The organism is Nitrobacter sp. JJSN (assembly GCF_051912485.1).
Classification (GTDB): Bacteria; Pseudomonadota; Alphaproteobacteria; order Rhizobiales; family Xanthobacteraceae; genus Nitrobacter.
The window spans coordinates 3,346,001-3,365,651 of the sequence record NZ_CP196822.1 but is presented as its reverse complement, the minus strand read 5'-3'; the positions used below and the strand labels follow the sequence as shown (position 1 = coordinate 3,365,651).

14 protein-coding genes are annotated in these 19,651 nt (G+C 62.3%); 8 read left to right on the top strand and 6 right to left on the bottom strand.

Annotated features, from left to right (window positions below; translation table 11 throughout):
- Positions 1-6: 6 nt before the first annotated feature.
- Positions 7-1,194 (top strand): acetyl-CoA C-acyltransferase, encoded by a 1,188-nt coding sequence (locus ACSZOQ_RS16455; protein WP_439923500.1) that lies wholly within the window; start codon positions 7-9, stop codon positions 1,192-1,194.
- A 47-nt stretch (positions 1,195-1,241) separates the two neighbouring features.
- On the opposite strand, the gene ACSZOQ_RS16450 is transcribed toward ACSZOQ_RS16455, so the two are convergent.
- Positions 1,242-1,643: a hypothetical protein gene (locus tag ACSZOQ_RS16450; protein WP_439923499.1), complete on the bottom strand. Its 402-nt coding sequence runs from the start codon at positions 1,641-1,643 to the stop codon at positions 1,242-1,244.
- Positions 1,644-2,021: 378 nt separating this feature from the next.
- Here ACSZOQ_RS16450 and glpK point away from each other — a divergent pair, with 378 nt between their 5' ends.
- On the top strand, positions 2,022-3,524 hold the full coding sequence (glpK, locus tag ACSZOQ_RS16445; protein WP_439923498.1) for a glycerol kinase GlpK: 1,503 nt from the start codon (positions 2,022-2,024) through the stop codon (positions 3,522-3,524).
- Positions 3,525-3,562: 38 nt separating this feature from the next.
- Here glpK and ACSZOQ_RS16440 read toward each other — a convergent pair whose 3' ends face one another.
- The 5 genes from ACSZOQ_RS16440 to ACSZOQ_RS16420 all read right to left on the bottom strand — a co-directional run bounded on the left by ACSZOQ_RS16440 (position 3,563) and on the right by ACSZOQ_RS16420 (position 10,915).
- Positions 3,563-3,985: a PAS domain-containing protein gene (locus tag ACSZOQ_RS16440; protein ID WP_439923497.1), complete on the bottom strand. Its 423-nt coding sequence runs from the start codon at positions 3,983-3,985 to the stop codon at positions 3,563-3,565.
- Between the two features lie 3 nt (positions 3,986-3,988).
- Positions 3,989-7,846, bottom strand: coding sequence for a methionine synthase (gene metH, locus ACSZOQ_RS16435; RefSeq protein WP_439926106.1), 3,858 nt, complete (start codon positions 7,844-7,846; stop codon positions 3,989-3,991).
- 158 nt (positions 7,847-8,004) lie between these two features.
- Complete coding sequence (metF, locus tag ACSZOQ_RS16430; RefSeq protein WP_439923496.1) at positions 8,005-8,919, bottom strand: methylenetetrahydrofolate reductase [NAD(P)H]; 915 nt, start codon at positions 8,917-8,919, stop codon at positions 8,005-8,007.
- 336 nt (positions 8,920-9,255) lie between these two features.
- Positions 9,256-10,116, bottom strand: a complete 861-nt coding sequence (locus ACSZOQ_RS16425; RefSeq protein ID WP_439923495.1) for a prephenate dehydratase — start codon at positions 10,114-10,116, stop codon at positions 9,256-9,258.
- A gap of 46 nt (positions 10,117-10,162) precedes the next feature.
- Positions 10,163-10,915 (bottom strand): 3-deoxy-manno-octulosonate cytidylyltransferase, encoded by a 753-nt coding sequence (locus tag ACSZOQ_RS16420; protein ID WP_439923494.1) that lies wholly within the window; start codon positions 10,913-10,915, stop codon positions 10,163-10,165.
- A gap of 237 nt (positions 10,916-11,152) precedes the next feature.
- Here ACSZOQ_RS16420 and ACSZOQ_RS16415 point away from each other — a divergent pair, with 237 nt between their 5' ends.
- The 6 genes from ACSZOQ_RS16415 to ACSZOQ_RS16390 all read left to right on the top strand — a co-directional run bounded on the left by ACSZOQ_RS16415 (position 11,153) and on the right by ACSZOQ_RS16390 (position 19,650).
- On the top strand, positions 11,153-11,704 hold the full coding sequence (locus tag ACSZOQ_RS16415; RefSeq protein ID WP_439923493.1) for a c-type cytochrome: 552 nt from the start codon (positions 11,153-11,155) through the stop codon (positions 11,702-11,704).
- A 229-nt stretch (positions 11,705-11,933) separates the two neighbouring features.
- Positions 11,934-13,835 carry an extracellular solute-binding protein gene (locus tag ACSZOQ_RS16410; RefSeq protein WP_439923492.1) on the top strand — a complete coding sequence of 634 codons (1,902 nt, stop codon included), beginning with the start codon at positions 11,934-11,936 and terminating at the stop codon, positions 13,833-13,835.
- A 14-nt stretch (positions 13,836-13,849) separates the two neighbouring features.
- Positions 13,850-15,715, top strand: coding sequence for an extracellular solute-binding protein (locus tag ACSZOQ_RS16405; RefSeq protein ID WP_439923491.1), 1,866 nt, complete (start codon positions 13,850-13,852; stop codon positions 15,713-15,715).
- A 2-nt stretch (positions 15,716-15,717) separates the two neighbouring features.
- On the top strand, positions 15,718-16,827 hold the full coding sequence (locus ACSZOQ_RS16400; RefSeq protein ID WP_439923490.1) for a microcin C ABC transporter permease YejB: 1,110 nt from the start codon (positions 15,718-15,720) through the stop codon (positions 16,825-16,827).
- Complete coding sequence (locus ACSZOQ_RS16395; RefSeq protein ID WP_439923489.1) at positions 16,827-18,005, top strand: ABC transporter permease; 1,179 nt, start codon at positions 16,827-16,829, stop codon at positions 18,003-18,005. Before ACSZOQ_RS16400 ends, ACSZOQ_RS16395 begins: the two co-directional genes overlap by 1 nt.
- A 7-nt stretch (positions 18,006-18,012) precedes the next feature.
- Positions 18,013-19,650 carry an ABC transporter ATP-binding protein gene (locus ACSZOQ_RS16390; protein ID WP_439923488.1) on the top strand — a complete coding sequence of 546 codons (1,638 nt, stop codon included), beginning with the start codon at positions 18,013-18,015 and terminating at the stop codon, positions 19,648-19,650.
- Position 19,651: the final 1 nt, after the last annotated feature.

Genomic DNA, 19,651 nt, shown 5'->3' with positions numbered 1-19,651 from the left:
GTCGCTGTGACCGAAGCCGTGATTGTCTCCACCGCCCGCACCCCGATCGGAAAGGCCTATCGCGGCGCCCTCAACGCCACGGAGGGTGCGACCCTGTTCGGCCATGCGATCGGCGAGGCCGTTGCCCGTGCCAGGCTCGATCCGAACGACATCGAGGATGTGGTGATGGGCGCGGCCATGCAGCAAGGCGCGACCGGCGGCAATATCGCCCGCAAGGCGCTGCTTCGCGCCGGACTTCCCGTGACCGTGGCCGGCACCACCATCGACCGCCAGTGCGCCTCGGGCCTTCAGGCTATCGCGCTCGCCGCGCGCTCGGTCTTGTTCGATGGCGTCGGGGTTGTGGTCGGCGGCGGCGGCGAATCGATCAGCCTGGTGCAGAACGAGCACTTCAACACCTTCCATTTCGAGGATCCCGCGCTGCTTGCGATCAAGGGCGAGGTCTACATGCCCATGATCGACACCGCGGAGGTGGTGGCGAAGCGGTACGGCATCTCGCGCGAGACGCAGGATGAATACACGCTGGAGAGTCAGCGCCGCACCGCGGCCGCGCAGCAGGGTGGCAGGTTCAAGGACGAACTGGCGCCAATCTCCACGAAGATGGCGATCGTCGATAAGGAGACCAAGCAGGTCTCGTTCAAGGACGTGACGCTCTCGCAGGACGAAGGTCCGCGTCCGGATACCACGGCCGAAGGTCTTGCCGGCCTCAAGCCGGTGCGCGGCGAGGGCTTCACGATCACCGCCGGCAATGCCAGCCAGTTGTCGGACGGCGCCAGCGCTACCGTGATCATGAGCGACAAGGAGGCCGCCAGGCGCGGACTAAAGCCGCTCGGCATCTTTCGCGGCTTCGTCGCCGCCGGCTGCGAGCCCGATGAAATGGGCATCGGCCCGGTCTTCGCGGTGCCGCGCCTGCTTAAGCGCCACGGCCTCAAGGTCGATGACATCGACCTCTGGGAGCTGAACGAGGCCTTCGCGGTGCAGGTGATCTATTGCCGCGACAGGCTCGGCATCGATCCGGAGAAACTCAACGTCGACGGCGGCGCGATCGCGGTCGGCCATCCCTACGGCATGTCGGGCGCTCGCCTTGCCGGCCACGCGCTGATCGAAGGTCGCCGCCGCAAGGCCAAGTACGCCGTCGTCACCATGTGCGTCGGCGGCGGCATGGGTGCCGCCGGGCTGTTCGAAGTGGTGCAGTAAACGTCTGCGTCGCTGCGAGCTCGCGACGAAATCGACTCGTGCCCCCGCTACTCCGCCTCGATCTTTGTGATGGTTTTGGGGTCGCCGCTGTCGCCGCTCGAAAACTTTACCTTGTCGCCGGCATGCACCGTCTCGGATAATTTTGGATCGATCTTGAACTGCTCGGTTATGCCTTCCTCGGCTTTCGCCTCCGGCTTTGCTCCCTCCTTAGCCCCCTCTGCTTTTTCTCCCTCTGCTTTTGCTCCATCCGGAGCTTTCGTCCCCTCCGGGTTGCTCTGCTCCGCCCGAATCGCGATGGTGCCGTTAAGCCGGTCGACGACCGTCACCAGGCCTTTATGAGTCCCTGGAGGTGGTGGGGTTTCTTTGATCGCGGGCGTTGTTTGAGCGTGGGCCATCGCACTGACGATCGTAAGCGCGGAGCCAGCCAGAATCATCTTTGCCAGTCTCATCGAAGGTCTTTCGGTTGTTGAACAGTCATGGACAAGAAGGCGACGGACGTTTTTGTTCCGTTACGCCATGGTGGGATGAAGCGTCATGCCAGTGTGGTGGTTCAGAAGTTCGCTTCATTGTCTCAGCGAGTTTGTCAAGCGAACTTCTGAACCTAAACCACACTAGAATCATAAGGTTGCTAGTGTCCCGTTGATTCCAAAATTCGCATCAAAGGCTGCTGCAAGGACATGCGAATTTCGGAATCGGGACACTGGTATCTTACCCTGTTGCCGGGAGCAGCGTGAATCAAAACGGCGGCACTCAACTTGACCTTGTAGGCGCAATCCGCTTGCTTTGGTCCGACCGTAACGCAAGCTCAAGGTTCGGGAAGAAACCTCATGGTCACGCATGTTCTCGCCATCGATCAGGGTACCACGTCCTCGCGCGCAGTTGTATTTCGTGCCGATACCTCCATCGCCGCGATCGCGCAGCAGGAATTCCCGCAGCACTTCCCGGCGTCGGGCTGGGTCGAGCACGAGCCGGAGGACATCTGGACCTCGACGATTGCGACCTGCCGCGAGGCGATGAAGAAGGCCGGTCTCGTGCCGAAGGACATCGCCGCCATCGGCATCACCAACCAGCGCGAGACCACCGTGGTGTGGGACTGCGCCACCGGACAGGCCGTGCATCGCGCCATCGTCTGGCAGGACCGCCGCACGGCGGATATCTGCGCGCGACTGAAGGCCGAGGGTCATGAGCCCGCGATCACGTCGAAAACGGGTTTGATTATCGATCCCTATTTTTCGGGCACCAAGATCGCTTGGATTCTCGATCATGTTCCCGGTGCGCGTGCGCGTGCGATGCGCGGCGAACTGATGTTCGGCACCGTGGACTGCTATCTGTTGTGGCGGCTCACGGGCGGCAAGGTGCACGCGACCGACGCCACCAACGCCTCGCGCACGCTGCTTTTCAATATCCACGCTGGCCAGTGGGATGACGAGCTTCTGGACATCATGCAGGTGCCGCGCGCGATGCTGCCGGAGGTGAAGGATTCCTCCGCGCATTTCGGCGACAGCGTTACTGATCTGTTCGGCGCGCCAATCTCGATCAGGGGCATCGCCGGCGATCAGCAGGCCGCGGTGGTAGGGCAGGCCTGTTTTGCACCCGGCATGATCAAGTCGACCTATGGCACCGGCTGTTTTGCGCTGCTCAACACCGGCGCGACGCCGGTCGCCTCAAAAAACAAGCTGCTCACGACGATTGCCTATCAGTTGGAGGGAAAACGCACCTACGCGCTGGAAGGCTCGATCTTCGTCGCAGGCTCCGCGGTGCAGTGGCTGCGCGATGGGCTCGGCCTCATCAAGCACGCGTCGGAGACCGGGCCATTGGCCGAGAGGTCCGACTCCACGCAATCGGTGTATCTGGTGCCGGCCTTCGTCGGCATGGGCGCTCCCTACTGGAATCCGAATGTGCGCGGCGCGCTGTTCGGGCTGACGCGCAACACCGGCCCAGCGGAGTTCGCTCATGCCGCCCTGGAGAGCGTCTGCTACCAGACTTTTGATTTGTGGGCGGCGATGCGCGCCGACTGGCCAGACGCCGCTGCCGCGCACACCGTGCTGCGCGTCGACGGCGGCATGACGGCCTCTAGCTGGACCATGCAGCGCCTTGCGGATCTGCTGGACGCGCCGGTCGATCGGCCCGTTATTCAGGAGACCACCGCGCTCGGCGCTGCGTATCTTGCGGGGTTGTCAGCAGGGGTCTTTCCGGAGCCGTCAAAATTCGCCGACAACTGGCGGCTTGAGCGCCGTTTCAAGCCAGCCATGAGCGCCGCGACACGCACGCGCAAACTCAAGGGCTGGGCGGCCGCGGTGCGCGGCGTGCTCGCGAGTAATGAGGGGTAAGATGTATCGATCGTACTCGATGGGCGGGGAAAATTCGTTCAGGTTTGCGCGGTGCCGGCCTTGCGTCGGAGCTCGCGTATCTCTTGGACGCGTACGGTGACGTCGCGCAGAACCGACACCAACCCGGTCACGTGGCCGGCGGCGTCCTTTACTGGCACGATGGTGAATTCGAGCGAGATGCGTCGTCCATCCTTGTGAAGCGCGGGAACGGCTAGGATGTCGCCGCCGCTGTAGCGGCTCTGCCCGGTCCGCATCACCTCGCGGTATCCGGCCCAGTGCCGGGCGCGCTGATTCTCCGGAATGATCAAATCGAGCGACTGGCCGGTCGCTTCACTCGAGGTATGGCCGAAGATCCTGACCGCGCCGGGATTCCAGAACGTGATCGCGCCGTCGCGGTCGGTGGCGATGATCGCGTCCGCGGACGAATGCAGCAAGGTCGCGGCGATCAAAGATGGATCCATCGGTTAGCTCGCGCGCGCCTTGGTCTTGCGAAGCTGCAAATGGACCGCGCACTGGCAGCCTGGCGGATGATTGACGACGTCGGCAGATGCGTCGTTGGCGGGCGCCGGCACCGGTGTGGCGGCGGCCTTTCCGGACTGGCCGGGAATGTAGTTGAGGATCGACGCCAGCCAGCGTTCGATCTCGGCAGCCTCCATCCCCTTGCGCGCGGCATAGTCCTCGACCTGATCGCGCTCGATCTTGCCGACGCCGAAATATTGGCTTTCGGGATGGCTGTAATAGAGACCGGAGACTGAGGAACCCGGCCACATCGCAAAGCTCTCGGTCAGTTCGACGCCGGTGGCCCGGGTCGCGTCAAGCAGCCGGAACAGCGTGGCCTTCTCGGTATGGTCGGGCTGCGCCGGATAGCCGGGCGCGGGGCGAATGCCGACATATTCTTCCCTGATGATCTGATCGTTGGTCAACACCTCATCCGGCGCGTAACCCCAGAACTCCTTGCGCACGCGCTGATGCATCCGTTCGGCGAAGGCTTCCGCAAGGCGGTCGGCCAGCGCCTTCACCAGAATGGACGAGTAGTCGTCATTGGCGTTCTTGAAGCGCACGGCGATTTCGTCCTCGCCGATCCCGGCGGTGACGGCGAAGCCGCCGATATAGTCGGCGATGCCGGTCTCCTTCGGCGCGATGAAGTCCGCCAGCGCGGCGTTGTGGCGGCCCTCGCGCTTTTCCAGCTGCTGGCGCAGGGTGTGATAGGTCGCAATCTGCGTGGTACGGGTCTCGTCGCTGTAGACGGCGATATCGTCGCCGATGCGGTTGGCGGGCCAGAGCCCGATCACGGCGGAGGCCTTGAACCACTTTTCCTTGACGATGCGGTCCAGCATCTTGCGGGCGTCGTCATAGAGGGCGCGTGCGGTCTCGCCGACCACCTTGTCGTCAAGGAGTGCGGGAAAGCGTCCGGCCAATTCCCAGACCTGGAAGAACGGCGTCCAGTCGATCACCTCCACCAGTTCTTCCAGCGGATAGTCGGCGAAGGCCTTGGTTCCGAGGAATGTCGGCTTGACGGGACGATATGTGCTCCAGTCGATCGGCACGGCATTGGCGCGTGCGGCAGCGAGCGATAGTCGCTTCTTGTCCTGCTGGGCACGGAAATGCGCCGCGGAAATCTTGGCGTATTCGGCGCGCACCCCGGCCGCATAGGCCTCGCGCCGCTCGGGCGACATCAGCGAGGCAACAACGCCGACCGCGCGGCTGGCGTCGTTGACATGCACCACCGGACCGTTGCGATAGTTGGGATCGATCTTCACCGCGGTATGGACGCGGCTGGTGGTCGCGCCGCCGATCAGGAGCGGCAGGCTGAGGCCCTGACGTTCCAGCTCCGCAGCGAAATAGCCCATCTCGTCCAGCGACGGCGTGATCAGGCCGGATAGGCCGACAATATCGGCCTTCTCGGCCTTCGCCGTCTCGATGATCTTGGCGGCCGGCACCATCACGCCGAGGTCGATCACCTCGTAGTTGTTGCACTGAAGCACGATGCCGACGATGTTCTTGCCGATGTCGTGGACGTCGCCCTTGACCGTGGCGAGCAGGATTTTGCCGGCGGAGGTGCTGCCCTCGCCCTCAATCCCGGCCGCCTGGTTGCGCGCCTTTTCCTCTTCCATGAATGGCATCAGATAGGCGACCGCCTGCTTCATGACGCGGGCCGACTTCACCACCTGCGGCAAAAACATCTTGCCGTCGCCGAACAGGTCGCCGACCACGTTCATGCCGGCCATCAGCGGGCCTTCGATCACATTGAGCGGGCGCTCGACCGTCAGGCGCGCGGCTTCGGTGTCTTCCTCGATGTATTCGGTGATGCCGTTGACCAGCGCGTGGCTCAGCCGCTTCTCCACCGGCCATTCGCGCCAGGCGAGATCCTTCTCCTTCACTTCCTTGCCCGCGCCGCGGAATTTCTCGGCCAGTTGCAGCAGCCGTTCCGATGCGCCGGGATCGCGGTTCAGAATCACGTCTTCGCAGGTCTGGCGCAATTCGGGGTCGATGTCGTCATAGATGATCATCTGCCCGGCATTGACGATGCCCATGTCCATGCCGGCCTTGATGGTGTGATACAGGAACACCGAGTGCATTGCCTCGCGCACCGGCTCGTTGCCGCGGAACGAGAACGACAGGTTCGAGACGCCGCCCGAGATGTGCGCGTGCGGCAGGTTCTGGCGGATCCAGCGTGTCCCCTCGATGAAGTCGACGCCGTAGTTGTTGTGTTCCTCGAGGCCGGTGGCGATGGCGAAGATGTTCGGATCGAAGATGATGTCTTCCGGCGGAAAGCCGACCTTCTCGGTCAGAATGTCGTAGGCGCGCTTGCAGATTTCGGTTTTGCGCTGATAGGTGTCGGCCTGTCCGGTCTCATCGAAGGCCATCACCACCACGGCCGCGCCGTGGCGTCGCGCGATCTTCGCCTCATGCAGAAACTTCTCCTCGCCTTCTTTCAGCGAGATCGAATTCACCACCGGCTTGCCTTGCAGGCATTTCAGGCCCGCCTCGATCACGGAGAACTTGGAAGAATTGACCATCACCGGCACGCGCGCGATGTCGGGTTCGGACGCGATCAGGTTGAGGAACGTGACCATCGCCGCTTCCGAGTCAAGCAGGCCCTCGTCCATGTTGACGTCGATGATCTGCGCGCCGTTCTCGACCTGGCTGCGCGCCACGTCGAGCGCAGCGGTGTAATCGCCGGCCTTGATCAGGTTGCGGAATTTGGCTGAGCCGGTGACGTTGGTGCGTTCGCCGACGTTGACGAAGGGAATATCCGCCGTCAGCGAGAACGGCTCCAGCCCCGACAGCCGCAGCCGCGGTGCGATGACCGGCACCACGCGCGGCTTGTGCGGCGCGACGGCGGCGGTGATGGCGGCGATATGGTCCGGCGTGGTGCCACAGCAGCCGCCGACGATGTTGACGAGGCCGGCTTGCGCGAACTCGCCGATCAACCGCGCCATGTATTCGGGGCTTTCATCGTATTCGCCGAACTCGTTGGGCAGGCCCGCGTTCGGGTAAGCACACACCAAAGTATCGGCGACGCGACCAATGTCGGCGACATGCGCGCGCAGGTCTTCGGCGCCGAGCGCGCAGTTGAAGCCGATGGTGATCGGGTTGGCGTGCCGCACCGAGTGCCAGAACGCTTCGGGCAATTGACCCGAGAGCAGGCGGCCGGACTTGTCGGTGATGGTTCCGGAGACCATCACCGGAATGTCGATGCCACGCTCCTCGCCGATTTCGGCGATGGCATAGAGCGCCGCCTTGGCGTTCAGGGTATCGAAGATGGTTTCGACCAGCAGCAAATCGGCGCCGCCGTCGAGCAGGCCGTTGATCTGCTCGCCATAGGCCTGGCGCAAGTCGTCGAAGGTGACGGCGCGGTAGCCGGGATTGGCGACTTCGGGCGAGATCGACGCGGTGCGGTTGGTCGGACCGATGGCGCCGACGACGAAACGCGGCTTGCCATCTTCGGCGCTGACGCGGGCTGCTGCGGCGCGCGCAAGCTTTGCGCCCTCGCGATTGAGTTCATATGCGAGGTCCGACATCTCGTAGTCGGCCTGCGCGATCGAGGTCGACGAAAACGTGTTGGTGGCGACGAGGTCGGCGCCGGCGCGCAGGTATTGCGCGTGGATGTCCTCGATAGCCTGCGGCTGGGTGAGAATGAGAAGGTCGTTGTTGCCGCGCACGTCGCGGTGAAAATCCTTGAAGCGCTCGCCGCGAAATGCGGCTTCGTCGAATTGCAGCGCCTGGATCATGGTGCCCATGGCGCCGTCGAGCACGAGAATGCGTTCGCGCGCGCGTTCGCGGATGCGGTCGGCTACTGAGCTTGTTTTGTCGATCACGAAATCACCTGATTGCAATTTGTCATGCCCGGCCTTGTGCCGGGCATCCACGTCTTCCTTTTCCACGTCAGTCGTCAGTCAAAAGACGTGGATGGCTGGGCATAGGCTAGCAAAGCGACGCTGGTCTTCGAACGGCTATGCCCGCCACGAAAACAACGTCACGCCGCCTTCTGTGCCGCATTCGGCCGGATGCCGAGCAGATGGCAGATCGCGAATACGAGGTCCGCGCGGTTCATGGTGTAGAAGTGGAAAGTATCGACGCCGCGCTTGGCGAGTTTCTGCACCTGGCCGGCCGCCACGGTTGCAGCGATCAGCTTGCGTGTCTCCGGATCGTCGTCGAGGCCCTCGAACTTTTCAGCGAGCCATGATGGCACGGTGGTGCCCGCCTTGGTCACGAAGGCTCTCGCCTGCCTGAAGTTGTGCATCGGCATGATGCCGGGCACGATCGGAATATCGATGCCGCGTGCGCGGACGCGATCGAGGTAGCGAAAGTAGAGATCGTTGTCGAAAAAGACCTGGGTGATGGCGCGGGTGGCGCCGGCATCAACCTTGGCCTTGAGGACATCGATGTCGACATCGATGTCGCGACTTTCCGGATGCTTCTCGGGATAGGCCGAGACGGAGACTTCGACGTCGCCGTGTTGCCGCTTGATGGCGGCGACGAGATCGGCCGAGCTGCGGTAGCCGTCAGGATGGGTGCTGTAGGCCGTGCCGATGCCGCCCGGCGGATCTCCGCGCAGCGCGACAATATGGCGGACGCCGATATCGCGATAGCGGCTGACGATCTCGTCGATTTCCCCGCGCGCCGCGCCGACGCAAGTGAGATGCGCCGCCGGCCGAAGTTCGGTCTCGGACAGTATGCGGGCGATGGTCGAATGGGTGCGTTCGCGCGTCGATCCGCCAGCGCCGTAGGTGACAGAGACAAAGTTGGGAGCAAGCGGCGCGAGGCGGGTAATGGTATCCCACAGATTGCGCTCCATCTCCTCGGTCTTGGGCGGAAAGAATTCGAACGAGATCGTGGGGCGTTCTTGCGCGGCAACGCCATTACGCACCGGAGTGGAAGCGTCGGTCATAACTCGTCAACTCCACTGCATTTTGCTTCAACGCGCTTCCCGCATGACGGGACGGCTGGACGCCTGGCGCGTATCGATAGCCTTGCCATCAATAACAAGGCGTTCCCACCAGACTAGCCCATGAACCGGACCTGATGCGATGGGAAGTGGCCCAATATTGTTTATCTATAAGGCACGATAGCCTATTTTTATATAAAGTTGGGCAGCGCAACTTTTATATAATATATTGATTTTACTATATAATATTAAATGTAGCGGTATTGGGAAAAATACTAGTGTTCCAAAAATATGAAAGGTTTGCCCACTCTGTAGGCGACAATGCGCGTGAAACCGCGATCAGTCCGCCTGTTCGCGGAAGGTGGCGCGGAACGGGTGGCCCGGATAGACCCCGACAATGCGGAGCTCCTTGGAGAAGAATTTAAGCTCCTCCAGCGCAAAAGCGAGGCCTCTATCGTCCGGGTGGCCGTCGACGTCGGCATAGAATTGTGTCGCGAAGAAATTGCCGTCGACCATGTAGCTTTCGAGTTTTGTCATGTTGACGCCGTTGGTGGCGAAGCCACCCATGGCCTTGTAGAGCGCGGCAGGCAGGTTGCGCACTCTGAATACAAAACTGGTGACCAGCGGTCCCGAGCCCTGCTTCGCCCAGTTGGCTTCGCGCGCCAGCATCACGAACCGCGTGGTATTGTGGGCCTCGTCCTCGACATCCTCGGCGAGAATATGGAGATTGTAGATCTGCGCGGCGAGCCGCGAGGCGATCGCCGCGCAGCCCTTGTCGCCGCGTTCGGCGACGATGCGGGCGGCGCCTGCAGTATCACCCGAGACGATCGGCCTGATGCCGAGCTTGCGGATGATGCGGCGGCATTGCCCCAGCGCCTGAACATGACTTTCGACGGTTTTGATGTCCGCGAGCGTTGCACCGCGCGGTGCCATCAGTTGATGGCGGACCGGCAGGAAGTATTCGCCGACGATGAATAGCCCGGACTGCGGCAGCAGGTGATGAATGTCGGCAACCCGGCCGGCCACCGAATTCTCGATCGGGATCATGCCGAGATCGGCTTCGCCTGATGAGATCGCCGAGAGCGCATCCTCGAAGGTCGCGCAGGGCAGCGGTTCGGCGTTGGGGTAGGCTTCGGCGATGGCGATATGGGAATTCGCGCCGGGCTCGCCTTGGAATGCGATTTTCATGGTCTTGGTCATCAGGTCTTCTATCAGCCGGTTGATTTTTCGCTAGTGTGGTTTGGGTTCAGAAGTTCGCTTCATCACTAGCCAGAATGCGGCGGGCAGTTTCGAGATCGGCCGCGGTATCGACGCCTCGCGGCACGTCATCCACAATCATGATGTCGATTCGCATTCCGCCTTCGAGCGCCCGCAACTGCTCCAGCCTTTCCTGCTGCTCGAGAGGCGAGGGCGGGAGTTCGACGAAGCGTTGCAGAGCTTTGCGGCGATAGGCGTAAAGCCCGATGTGGTGATAGCGCGGACCGTTGCCGTGTGGCGCCGTGGCGCGGGTGAAGTAGAGCGCGCGGAGCCGGCGCGGGGCGACCTGCGATCCCACGGCCTTGACGACATTCGGATTGGTAGCCTCCTCGTCGGTGTGGATTTCGGCGGCGAGCGTCGCGATATCGACCGCGGGGTCGGCCAGAGGCTGGAGCACGTCGCGGATAATGTCCGGGCGGATGGTCGGAAAGTCGCCCTGTAGGTTGACGACCGTCTCGATGCGTCCTTCGGGATCGAGTCTGCCGAGGGCTTCGAAAACACGGTCGGATCCGGACGGATGATCGGCGCGCGTCATGACCGCCTCGCCGCCATGGGCCGTCACGGCGGCCGCGATGTCAGGAGTGTCGGTGGCGACAGCGACGCGGCCGATGCCGGCGGCCTCGGCCCGCCGCAGGACATGGACGACCATGGGCAGGCCGCCGATATCCAGCAACGGTTTCCCGGGCAGCCGGGTCGCGGCCATGCGGGCCGGAATCAGCACCAGAGTGCGGGTCTCGGTCATAGGTCGGAAGTCCACGGCCCGGGGAGTGATCGGGAATTGGCGCGGTTTTTCAAGGGCTGCGGCGTTTATACGGGTTGTCAGGACACGGGCAAACCGTTATCTCGTCCCGCCGCCGCCCGCGATCCGGCCAGTGGTTGCGGCGGCATTCCGTGGTCGTTCAGCCGGCCTTATAGTCGACTTTGGACTTGAAGTCTGACAAGGACCTGGAGCCTGACAAGGACTGGAGCCTGACCGAAAATGGACTCCTTCGATATCAATAAATTTCTCGGCGTGCTCCTGGGCACATGCATCGTTTTGCTGGTCACGCATTTCATCGCTCAGGCTATTTTCGCGCCGGTCATGCCGGCGAAGCCGGGTTTCAAAATTGACGTCAAGGAAGAGCCGGCTGCGGCTGGCAAGGACGCCAAGCCGGCCGCGTCGGACAAGGAAGCCAAGCCCGCGTCGGTGGAGTCGCTGGGGAAACGGCTGCAAAATGCTTCGGCCGAGAAGGGCGCCGAAATCGCCAAGAAGTGCGCCGCCTGCCATACCTTCGAGAAGGGCGGACCGAATCGCGTGGGTCCGAATCTCTACGGCATCGTGGGCGAGCCGCGCGGCCATGGCCGTGGCTTCAACTTCTCGGCGGCCATGAAGGCTAAGGGCGGGACCTGGACGCTCGACGAACTGGACAAGTTTCTCGCCAACCCGAAGGAATACATCCCCGGCACGGCCATGTCGTTTGCCGGGGTGCCGAAAGACAGCGAGCGTACCGACATCATTGCCTATCTGCGCAAGAACTCCGACAAGCCGTAGCCGCTGCCGGCCGCCTCGAAATAGCGTGGCTCTAGCGTTTTCGAGCGAAGCATGTCCTCGGGCCTGACCCGAGGATAGCTGCCGGTTCGTCTCCGGTTGTCCGGATGTTTCGCAGCACAAGTGCGGGAGGTGGGGTGGTATCATCCCGAAAAACCGACATAATCGGTTGAAACACTGCTTCGTGTTGCACCGTTAGCCCGCCGTCCGACAGCTTGCAGGAATTTTCGCATTGGCCTTCACCCGACGACGTCTCCTTCATGGCGGAGCCCTGATCGCAGCCGCTCCTGCGATCAAAGTCCTGACCGGTGCTTCATCCATCGAATCGGCCCATGCGCAGATCGCGTCGACGGGCCTCAAGTGGCGGCATGGGCTTTCGCTGTTCGGCGACGTGAAATATCCGGAAGGCTTCAAGCATTTCGACTATGTGAATCCGGACGCGCCCAAGGGCGGCATGGTGCGGCAGATCGCGCTTGGCACCTTCGATAATTTCAACATGGTTGTCTCGGGCGTGAAGGGTTCGATCGCCGGAGCGGTCGGACTGATCTACGAACCGCTGACGTTGCCTTCATTGGATGAGGTCTCAACGGAGTACGGCGCGCTCGCCGAGTCGGTCAGTTATCCCGACGATTTCTCCTTCGTGACCTATCGGTTGCGCGCAGAGGCGAAGTGGCACGACGGCAAGCCGGTGACGCCGGATGACGTGATTTTCTCGCTCAACGCATTCAAGACCCATCATCCGTTCTATGCAGCCTATTACCGCCACGTCACCAGGGTGGAGAAGAGCGGCGAGCGCGACGTCACCTTCACCTTCGATGCGCCGGGAAATCGCGAACTGCCGCAAATCGTCGGACAACTCGTGGTGCTTCCGAAGCACTGGTGGGAAGGCGCCGATGCTGCGGGCAAGAGGCGCGACATTTCCGCGACCACGCTGGAGCCGCCGCTCGGCAGCGGAGCCTACAGGATCAAGGATTTCGAGGCGGCGCGATCGGTCACGCTGGAGCGGGTCAAGGATTACTGGGGCCGCGATCTCAATTTCAATGTCGGCCGCAACAACTTCGACGAATTGCGCTACGAGTATTTCCGCGACAGCACCGTTGCGCTCGAAGCCTTCAAGGGCGGTCAGGTCGACTGGCGCATGGAGAACGTCGCCAAGAACTGGGCCACGGCCTACGACTTCCCGGCGGTGAAGGACGGCCGCGTCATCCTGGAGGAATTTCCCAATCGCAGTTCGGGCATGATGCAGGCCTTCGCCCCCAACGTCCGCCGCGACAAGTTCAAGGACGCGCGGGTGCGGCGGGCGCTGAACTTCGCGTTCGATTTCGAAACCATGAACCAGCAACTGTTCTTCGGACAGTACAAGCGTATCGCGAGCTATTTCGAGGGCACCGAACTGGCATCGAGCGGTCTGCCCGAGGGCAGGGAGCTTGAGATCCTCGAAACCGTTCGTGCCGAGATTCCGGCCGAGGTTTTCACCACGCCTTACAGCAATCCGGTCGGCGGCAATTCCGATGCGGTTCGCAACAATCTGCGCGAAGGCATGAAACTCCTGAAGGAAGCAGGTTACGAAGTGCGCGGTGGCAAGCAGGTGGACAGCAAGACCGGCGCGCCGTTCGAGATCGAACTGCTGTCGGAAGACCCGAGTTTCGAACGCGTTCTGCTGTCCTACAAGCCCTCGCTGGAACGCATGGGGATCACCGTCAGCATCCGAACCATCGATCCGACGCAATACGAGAACCGGCTGCGGAGCTGGGACTTCGACATGGTTGTCGCGTCCTGGGCGGAGTCGCTGTCGCCCGGTAACGAGCAGCGCGAGTTCTGGGGCTCGCATGCAGCGGACATGCCAGGTTCGCGCAACGTCGTCGGCATCAAGAATCCCGCCATCGACAAGCTGATCGAGCGCGTGATCTTCACCAAGGATCGCGCCGATCTGGTCGCTGCGACCAAGGCGCTGGACCGGGTTCTGCTGCATCATCACTACGTCGTGCCGCAGTGGAGCTATTCGAAGGTGCGCACGGCGCGATGGGACCGCTTCGGCCGGCCAGCCGAAATGCCGGAGTACGGTCTTTCGGCCTTTCCGGCACTGTGGTGGTACGATGCGGGCAAGGCGGCCAAGGTCGGCAATCGATCTTGAGGAGTTTTGTGCGGATGAACCAGCCCAGCCGCCGGCAGGTAATAGGTTTTGGGATCGGTGCGGCGAGCGCGGCCTGGTTCCGGCCGGTTGGCGCGGCCGGTGCTGAGACCGAATCCCATGGCATGTCGGCATTTGGCGACCTCAAGTATCGGGCCGATTTCCATCACTTCGATTACGTCAATCCGGACGCGCCGAAGGGCGGACTGTTCTCCACCATTCCGTCGAGCCGCGCCTTCAACCAGTCGTTCCAGACCTTCAACTCGCTCAACGCCTTCATTCTGAAGGGTGATGGTGCGCAGGGCATGGGCATGACTTTCACGTCGCTGATGGCGCGCGCCGGCGACGAGCCCGATGCGATGTATGGCCTGGCTGCGAAATCGGTGCGCATTTCGGCCGACGGATTGACCTACCGCTTCACGATGCGGCCGGAAGCGCGGTTTCACGACGGCCAGAAATTGACCGCGCGCGATGCCGCTTTCTCTCTGATGGTTTTGAAGACCAAGGGGCATCCCCTGATCACGCAGCAGGTGCGCGACATGGTGAGCGCGGAAGCGCCCGATGACGCGACACTGATTGTAACCTTTGCAGCGAAGCGCGGTCGCGACGTGCCGCCGTTCGTCGCAAGCCTGCCGATCTTTTCGCAAGCCTACTACACCGCGCATCCGTTCGAGGAATCCACGCTCGACGTCCCGCTCGGCAGCGGGCCGTACAAGGTCGGCCGGTTCGAGCCGAATCGTTTTATCGAGTTCGACCGGGTCAAGGACTGGTGGGGCGCTGAACTTCCGGTCTGCCGCGGGGCTTACAATTTCGACACTGTGCGGTTCGATTTCTACCGCGATCGCGATGTGGCGTTTGAGGGTTTCTCCGGCCGCAGCTACCTGTACCGTGAGGAATTCACCTCCCGCATCTGGAATACGCGCTACGATTTCCCGGCGTTGACCGAGGGGCGCGTCAAGCGCGAGCAGTTGCCCGACGAGACGCCGTCGGGCGCGCAAGGATGGTTCATCAATACCCGCCGCGACAAGTTCAAGGACCCGCACGTTCGCGAGGCGCTCGGTTGCGCCTTCGATTTCGAGTGGACCAACAAGAGCATCATGTACGGTTCCTACGTGCGGACGGTGTCGCCGTTCCAGAATTCCGATCTGATGGCGAGCGGCCTGCCGTCGCCGGAGGAGGTGGCGTTGCTGGAGCCGTTCCGTGGCAAGGTGCCGGACGAGGTGTTCGGCATGCCGTTCGTGCCGCCGGTGTCCGATGGCTCGGGGCAGGACCGCAAGCTGTTGCGCAGGGCCGCGCAGCTGCTCGACGACGCGGGCTTTCACATCAAGGACGGCAAGCGAACGACGCCGAGAGGCGAGGTTTTCCGCGTCGAGTTTCTGCTTGATGAACCGGCGTTCCAGGCCCACCACATGCCCTATATCAAGAACCTCGGGACGCTCGGCATCGAGGCGACGCTGCGGCTTGTCGATCCGGTGCAGGCGAGGGCGCGGCGCGACGACTTCGATTTCGATATGGTGATCGAGCGCTTCAGCTTCTCGACTGTTCCGGGCGACTCGCTGCGGCCGTTCTTTTCGTCGCGGGCCGCAGCGACCAAGGGATCGAACAACCTCGCCGGCATTTCAGATCCCGCGGTTGATTCCCTGATGGAGCAGGTGATCGCCGCCGATACCCGGGCCAAGCTGGTGTTCGCCGCGCGTGCGCTGGATCGCGTCATTCGCGCCGGGCGTTACTGGGTGCCACAATGGTATTCGAACGCGCACCGGCTGGCCTATTGGGATGTGTTCGCGCATCCGCCGCGCTTGCCGAAATATCTCGGGGTGATGGCGCCTGACATCTGGTGGTCGGCGCCGGCCAAGCCGGCGTCATCCGGGCGGGCGAAATAGGCATGAGCGCATATATCGCCCGCCGCATTCTGCTGATGATCCCCACATTGCTGGGCATCCTGTTCGTGTCGTTTGTCGTGGTGCAGTTCGCGCCCGGCGGTCCGGTCGAGCGGGTGATCGCGCAACTGAGCGGCGCGGACACCGGTGCGAGCTCGCGCATTTCCGGTTCTTCCGGCGGCGACTTCGGTGCGCGCGGCCAGGTCGGGGCGTCGGCCGACGCCGTCAATTCGAAATACCGCGGCGCGCAGGGACTCGATCCCGCCTTCATCAAGAGTCTCGAAAAGCAGTTCGGCTTCGACAAACCGGCGCCCGAACGCTTTCTGCTGATGTTGTGGAATTTCTCCCGCTTCGATTTCGGCAAGAGCTACTTCCGCGACACCACCGTGATCCAGCTCATCAAGGAAAAGCTGCCGGTCTCGATGTCGCTCGGAATCTGGATGACGCTTCTGACCTACCTGATTTCGATCCCACTCGGAATCCGCAAGGCGGTGAAGGACGGATCGCGCTTCGACACCTGGACCTCGGCGGTGATTATCGTCGGCTTTGCGATACCCGGTTTTCTGTTCGCGATCCTCCTCATTATCCTGTTCGCCGGCGGATCATTCTTCAGCATCTTTCCCCTGCGCGGATTGACGTCGGACGGCTGGAGCCAGTTTCCCTGGTATTGGAAGATCGTCGATTATTTCTGGCATCTCACGCTGCCCATCATTTCGATGGCGCTCGGCGCGTTCGCTACCATGACGTTGCTGACGAAAAATTCCTTTCTCGACGAAATCCGCAAGCAGTACGTGATGACGGCGCGCGCCAAGGGATGCAGCGAGCGACAGGTGCTTTACAATCACGTGTTCCGCAACGCCATGCTGATCGTCATCGCCGGATTTCCCGGCGCGTTCGTTCACGCCTTCTTTTCAGGCTCGCTGTTGATCGAAACCATCTTTTCGCTCGACGGCCTCGGGCTCCTCGGTTTTGAGAGCGTGCTCAATCGCGATTATCCGGTGGTATTCGGCACGCTATTCATCTTTTCTCTCGTCGGGCTTGTGATCAACCTGATCTCCGATCTGACCTACATGTGGATCGACCCGCGGATCGACTTCGAGGCGCGGGAGGTCTGATGGCGGTGACTTCGCCAAATCCCGTCGAAGTGGAGGCCGTCTCGCCGCTCGGTGAAGCAGTGCCGCCGGCGCGCCATCCTCTGCGCCTGTCGCCGCTCAATCGCCGCCGTTGGCAGAACTTCAAATCCAACCGGCGCGGCTACTGGTCGCTCTGGATATTCCTGATCCTGTTTTTCATTTCGCTGTTCGCGGAATTGATCGCAAACGACCGGCCATTCTTGATCCGGTTCGACGGACACCTTTATTTCCCGGCATTCGTGACCTATCCGGAAACGGCCTTCGGCGGCGACTTCGAGACCGCCGCTGATTATCGCGACCCCTATCTTCAGAAGCTGATCACAGCCAAGGGGGGCACCATCGTCTGGCCGCTCATCCGCTATTCATACGACACACACAACCTCGATCTGCCGACGCCGGCGCCCTCAAAACCGACCTGGCTGCTGACCGAGCAGGAATGCAAGGATGTGGTGCAGAGAAAGCATCTCACGAGCTGTCGCGATCTCGAATACAACTGGCTCGGGACCGACGATCAGGGTCGTGACGTTGTGGCGCGGCTGATTTACGGTTTCCGGATCTCGGTCCTGTTCGGACTCTGCCTGACCATTGTGTCGTCGATCATAGGCATCGCGGCCGGTGGCGTGCAGGGATATTTTGGCGGCTGGATCGATCTCGGCTTTCAGCGCTTCATCGAGGTCTGGACCGCGATCCCCTCGCTCTATCTGCTCTTGATCCTGTCGTCGGTGCTGGTGCCCGGCTTCTTTGTACTGCTTGGAATCCTGCTGCTGTTCTCGTGGGTCTCGCTGGTCGGTCTGGTGCGCGCCGAATTCCTGCGCGGGCGCAACTTCGAATACATCACGGCGGCGCGGGCGCTCGGCGTGTCGAATGCGACCATCATGTTTCGTCACCTGTTGCCGAACGCCATGGTCGCGACCATGACGTTCCTGCCGTTCATCGTGTCGTCGTCGGTGATGACGCTGACGGCGCTGGATTTTCTCGGCTTCGGGTTGCCGCCGGGCTCGCCCTCGCTCGGGGAAATGCTGGCGCAGGGCAAGGCCAACGTGCAGGCGCCGTGGCTCGGCTTCACCGGATTCTTCGCGCTCGCGATCATGCTCTCGCTCTTGATTTTCATCGGCGAAGCGGTGCGCGACGCCTTCGATCCGCGCAAGACGTTCAGGTAAGGTACTGATGGACGCCATTGATCAGCCGCTGCTCGACGTTCGCGACCTGTCGGTTGCATTTCACCATGCCAGCGGAACATCGGTTGCCGTCGATCGCATCTCGTTCGAGATCAAACGCGGCGAGTGCGTGGCGCTGGTCGGCGAATCCGGGTCTGGAAAATCCGTCAGTGCGCTGTCGGTCCTGAAGCTTCTGCCGTATCCGGCCGCGTCGCATCCATCCGGCAATATCCGCTTCAAAGGCCGCGAGCTACTTGGCATGTCGGAGGGCGAGATCAGGCGCATCCGCGGCAACGACATCTCGATCATCTTCCAGGAGCCGATGACGTCGCTCAATCCGCTGCATACCATCGAAGCGCAGATCGGCGAGATATTGCTCCTGCACGGCGGGGTTCGCGGCGCTGCGGCGCGGCAGCGGACCTTGGAACTGCTGACACAGGTCGGCATTCCCGATCCTGAAACCCGCCTTGCCAGCTATCCGCATCAACTCTCCGGCGGCCAGCGCCAGCGTGTGATGATCGCAATGGCGCTTGCCAACGAACCCGACCTTCTGATCGCTGACGAGCCGACCACCGCGCTCGACGTCACCGTGCAGGCGCAAATCCTGGGCTTGCTGGCGGATATCCGCGCCCGGCTCGGAATGAGTCTTTTGTTCATCACCCACGATCTCGGCATCGTCCGCCGCATCGCCGACCGTGTTTGCGTCATGAACGGCGGCAAGATCGTCGAGACGGGACCGGTCGAGCAAGTCTTTGAGTCACCGCAGCATCCGTACACGCGAGAACTGCTGGCCGCGGAGCCGAAGCCAGATCCGGCGCCGCCGCGACCGGAGTCGCCGGTCGTGATTTCGACCGACGATCTCAAGGTCTGGTTTCCGGTCCGGCGCGGGCTGCTGCGCAAGACGGTCGGCCACATCAAGGCGGTCGACGGCGTGACGCTGAAGGTGCGCAAGGGCGAAACGCTCGGCGTCGTCGGCGAATCCGGGTCCGGCAAAACCACGCTCGGGCTGGCTCTGCTTCGGCTGATCTCGTCGGACGGCCCGATCGTGTTCCTGAGCAAGAACATCCAGGGTTTGCGTTTCAAGGCGATGCTGCCGTTCCGTCGCGACATGCAAATCGTGTTTCAGGATCCGTTCGGCGCATTGAGTCCGCGGATGTCGGTCGGCGATATCGTGGCCGAAGGGTTAAGTGTCCATCAGCGTTCGCTGATGGACGACGAGCGCGAGGCGCGGGTGGTGAAGGCGCTCAGGGAAGTCGGGCTCGATCCGGCGACGCGGTTCCGCTATCCGCACGAATTCTCCGGCGGCCAGCGCCAGCGCATCAGCATCGCGCGCGCCGTGGTGCTGGAGCCGAATTTCGTCGTGCTGGACGAACCGACCAGCGCGCTCGACATGCTGTTCCAGGCGCAGATGGTCGATCTCTTGCGCGAGCTGCAGCGCAAGCGCGACCTGACCTACATGTTCATTTCGCACGATCTGCGCGTGGTCGCCTCTCTTGCCAGCCATCTCATCGTGATGCGGCATGGCAAGGTGGTCGAGGAGGGGCCGGCGTCGACGTTGTTCAAGAGTCCGAAGTCTGATTACACCCGCGCGCTGTTTGCCGCAGCGTTCCGGATCGAAGCCGCGCCCGGCGCACCGACGGCGCAATAAA

Excerpts from the sequence above, each read along its gene's own strand:
- ACSZOQ_RS16450 (WP_439923499.1), bottom strand. The coding sequence starts at position 1,643 with ATGAGACTGGCAAAGATGATTCTGGCTGGCTCCGCGCTTACGATCGTC.
- glpK (WP_439923498.1), top strand. The coding sequence starts at position 2,022 with ATGGTCACGCATGTTCTCGCCATCGATCAGGGTACCACGTCCTCGCGC.
- ACSZOQ_RS16440 (WP_439923497.1), bottom strand. The coding sequence starts at position 3,985 with ATGGATCCATCTTTGATCGCCGCGACCTTGCTGCATTCGTCCGCGGAC.
- metF (WP_439923496.1), bottom strand. The coding sequence starts at position 8,919 with ATGACCGACGCTTCCACTCCGGTGCGTAATGGCGTTGCCGCGCAAGAA.
- ACSZOQ_RS16425 (WP_439923495.1), bottom strand. The coding sequence starts at position 10,116 with ATGACCAAGACCATGAAAATCGCATTCCAAGGCGAGCCCGGCGCGAAT.
- ACSZOQ_RS16420 (WP_439923494.1), bottom strand. The coding sequence starts at position 10,915 with ATGACCGAGACCCGCACTCTGGTGCTGATTCCGGCCCGCATGGCCGCG.
- ACSZOQ_RS16415 (WP_439923493.1), top strand. The coding sequence starts at position 11,153 with ATGGACTCCTTCGATATCAATAAATTTCTCGGCGTGCTCCTGGGCACA.
- ACSZOQ_RS16405 (WP_439923491.1), top strand. The coding sequence starts at position 13,850 with ATGAACCAGCCCAGCCGCCGGCAGGTAATAGGTTTTGGGATCGGTGCG.
- ACSZOQ_RS16400 (WP_439923490.1), top strand. The coding sequence starts at position 15,718 with ATGAGCGCATATATCGCCCGCCGCATTCTGCTGATGATCCCCACATTG.
- ACSZOQ_RS16395 (WP_439923489.1), top strand. The coding sequence starts at position 16,827 with ATGGCGGTGACTTCGCCAAATCCCGTCGAAGTGGAGGCCGTCTCGCCG.
- ACSZOQ_RS16390 (WP_439923488.1), top strand. The coding sequence starts at position 18,013 with ATGGACGCCATTGATCAGCCGCTGCTCGACGTTCGCGACCTGTCGGTT.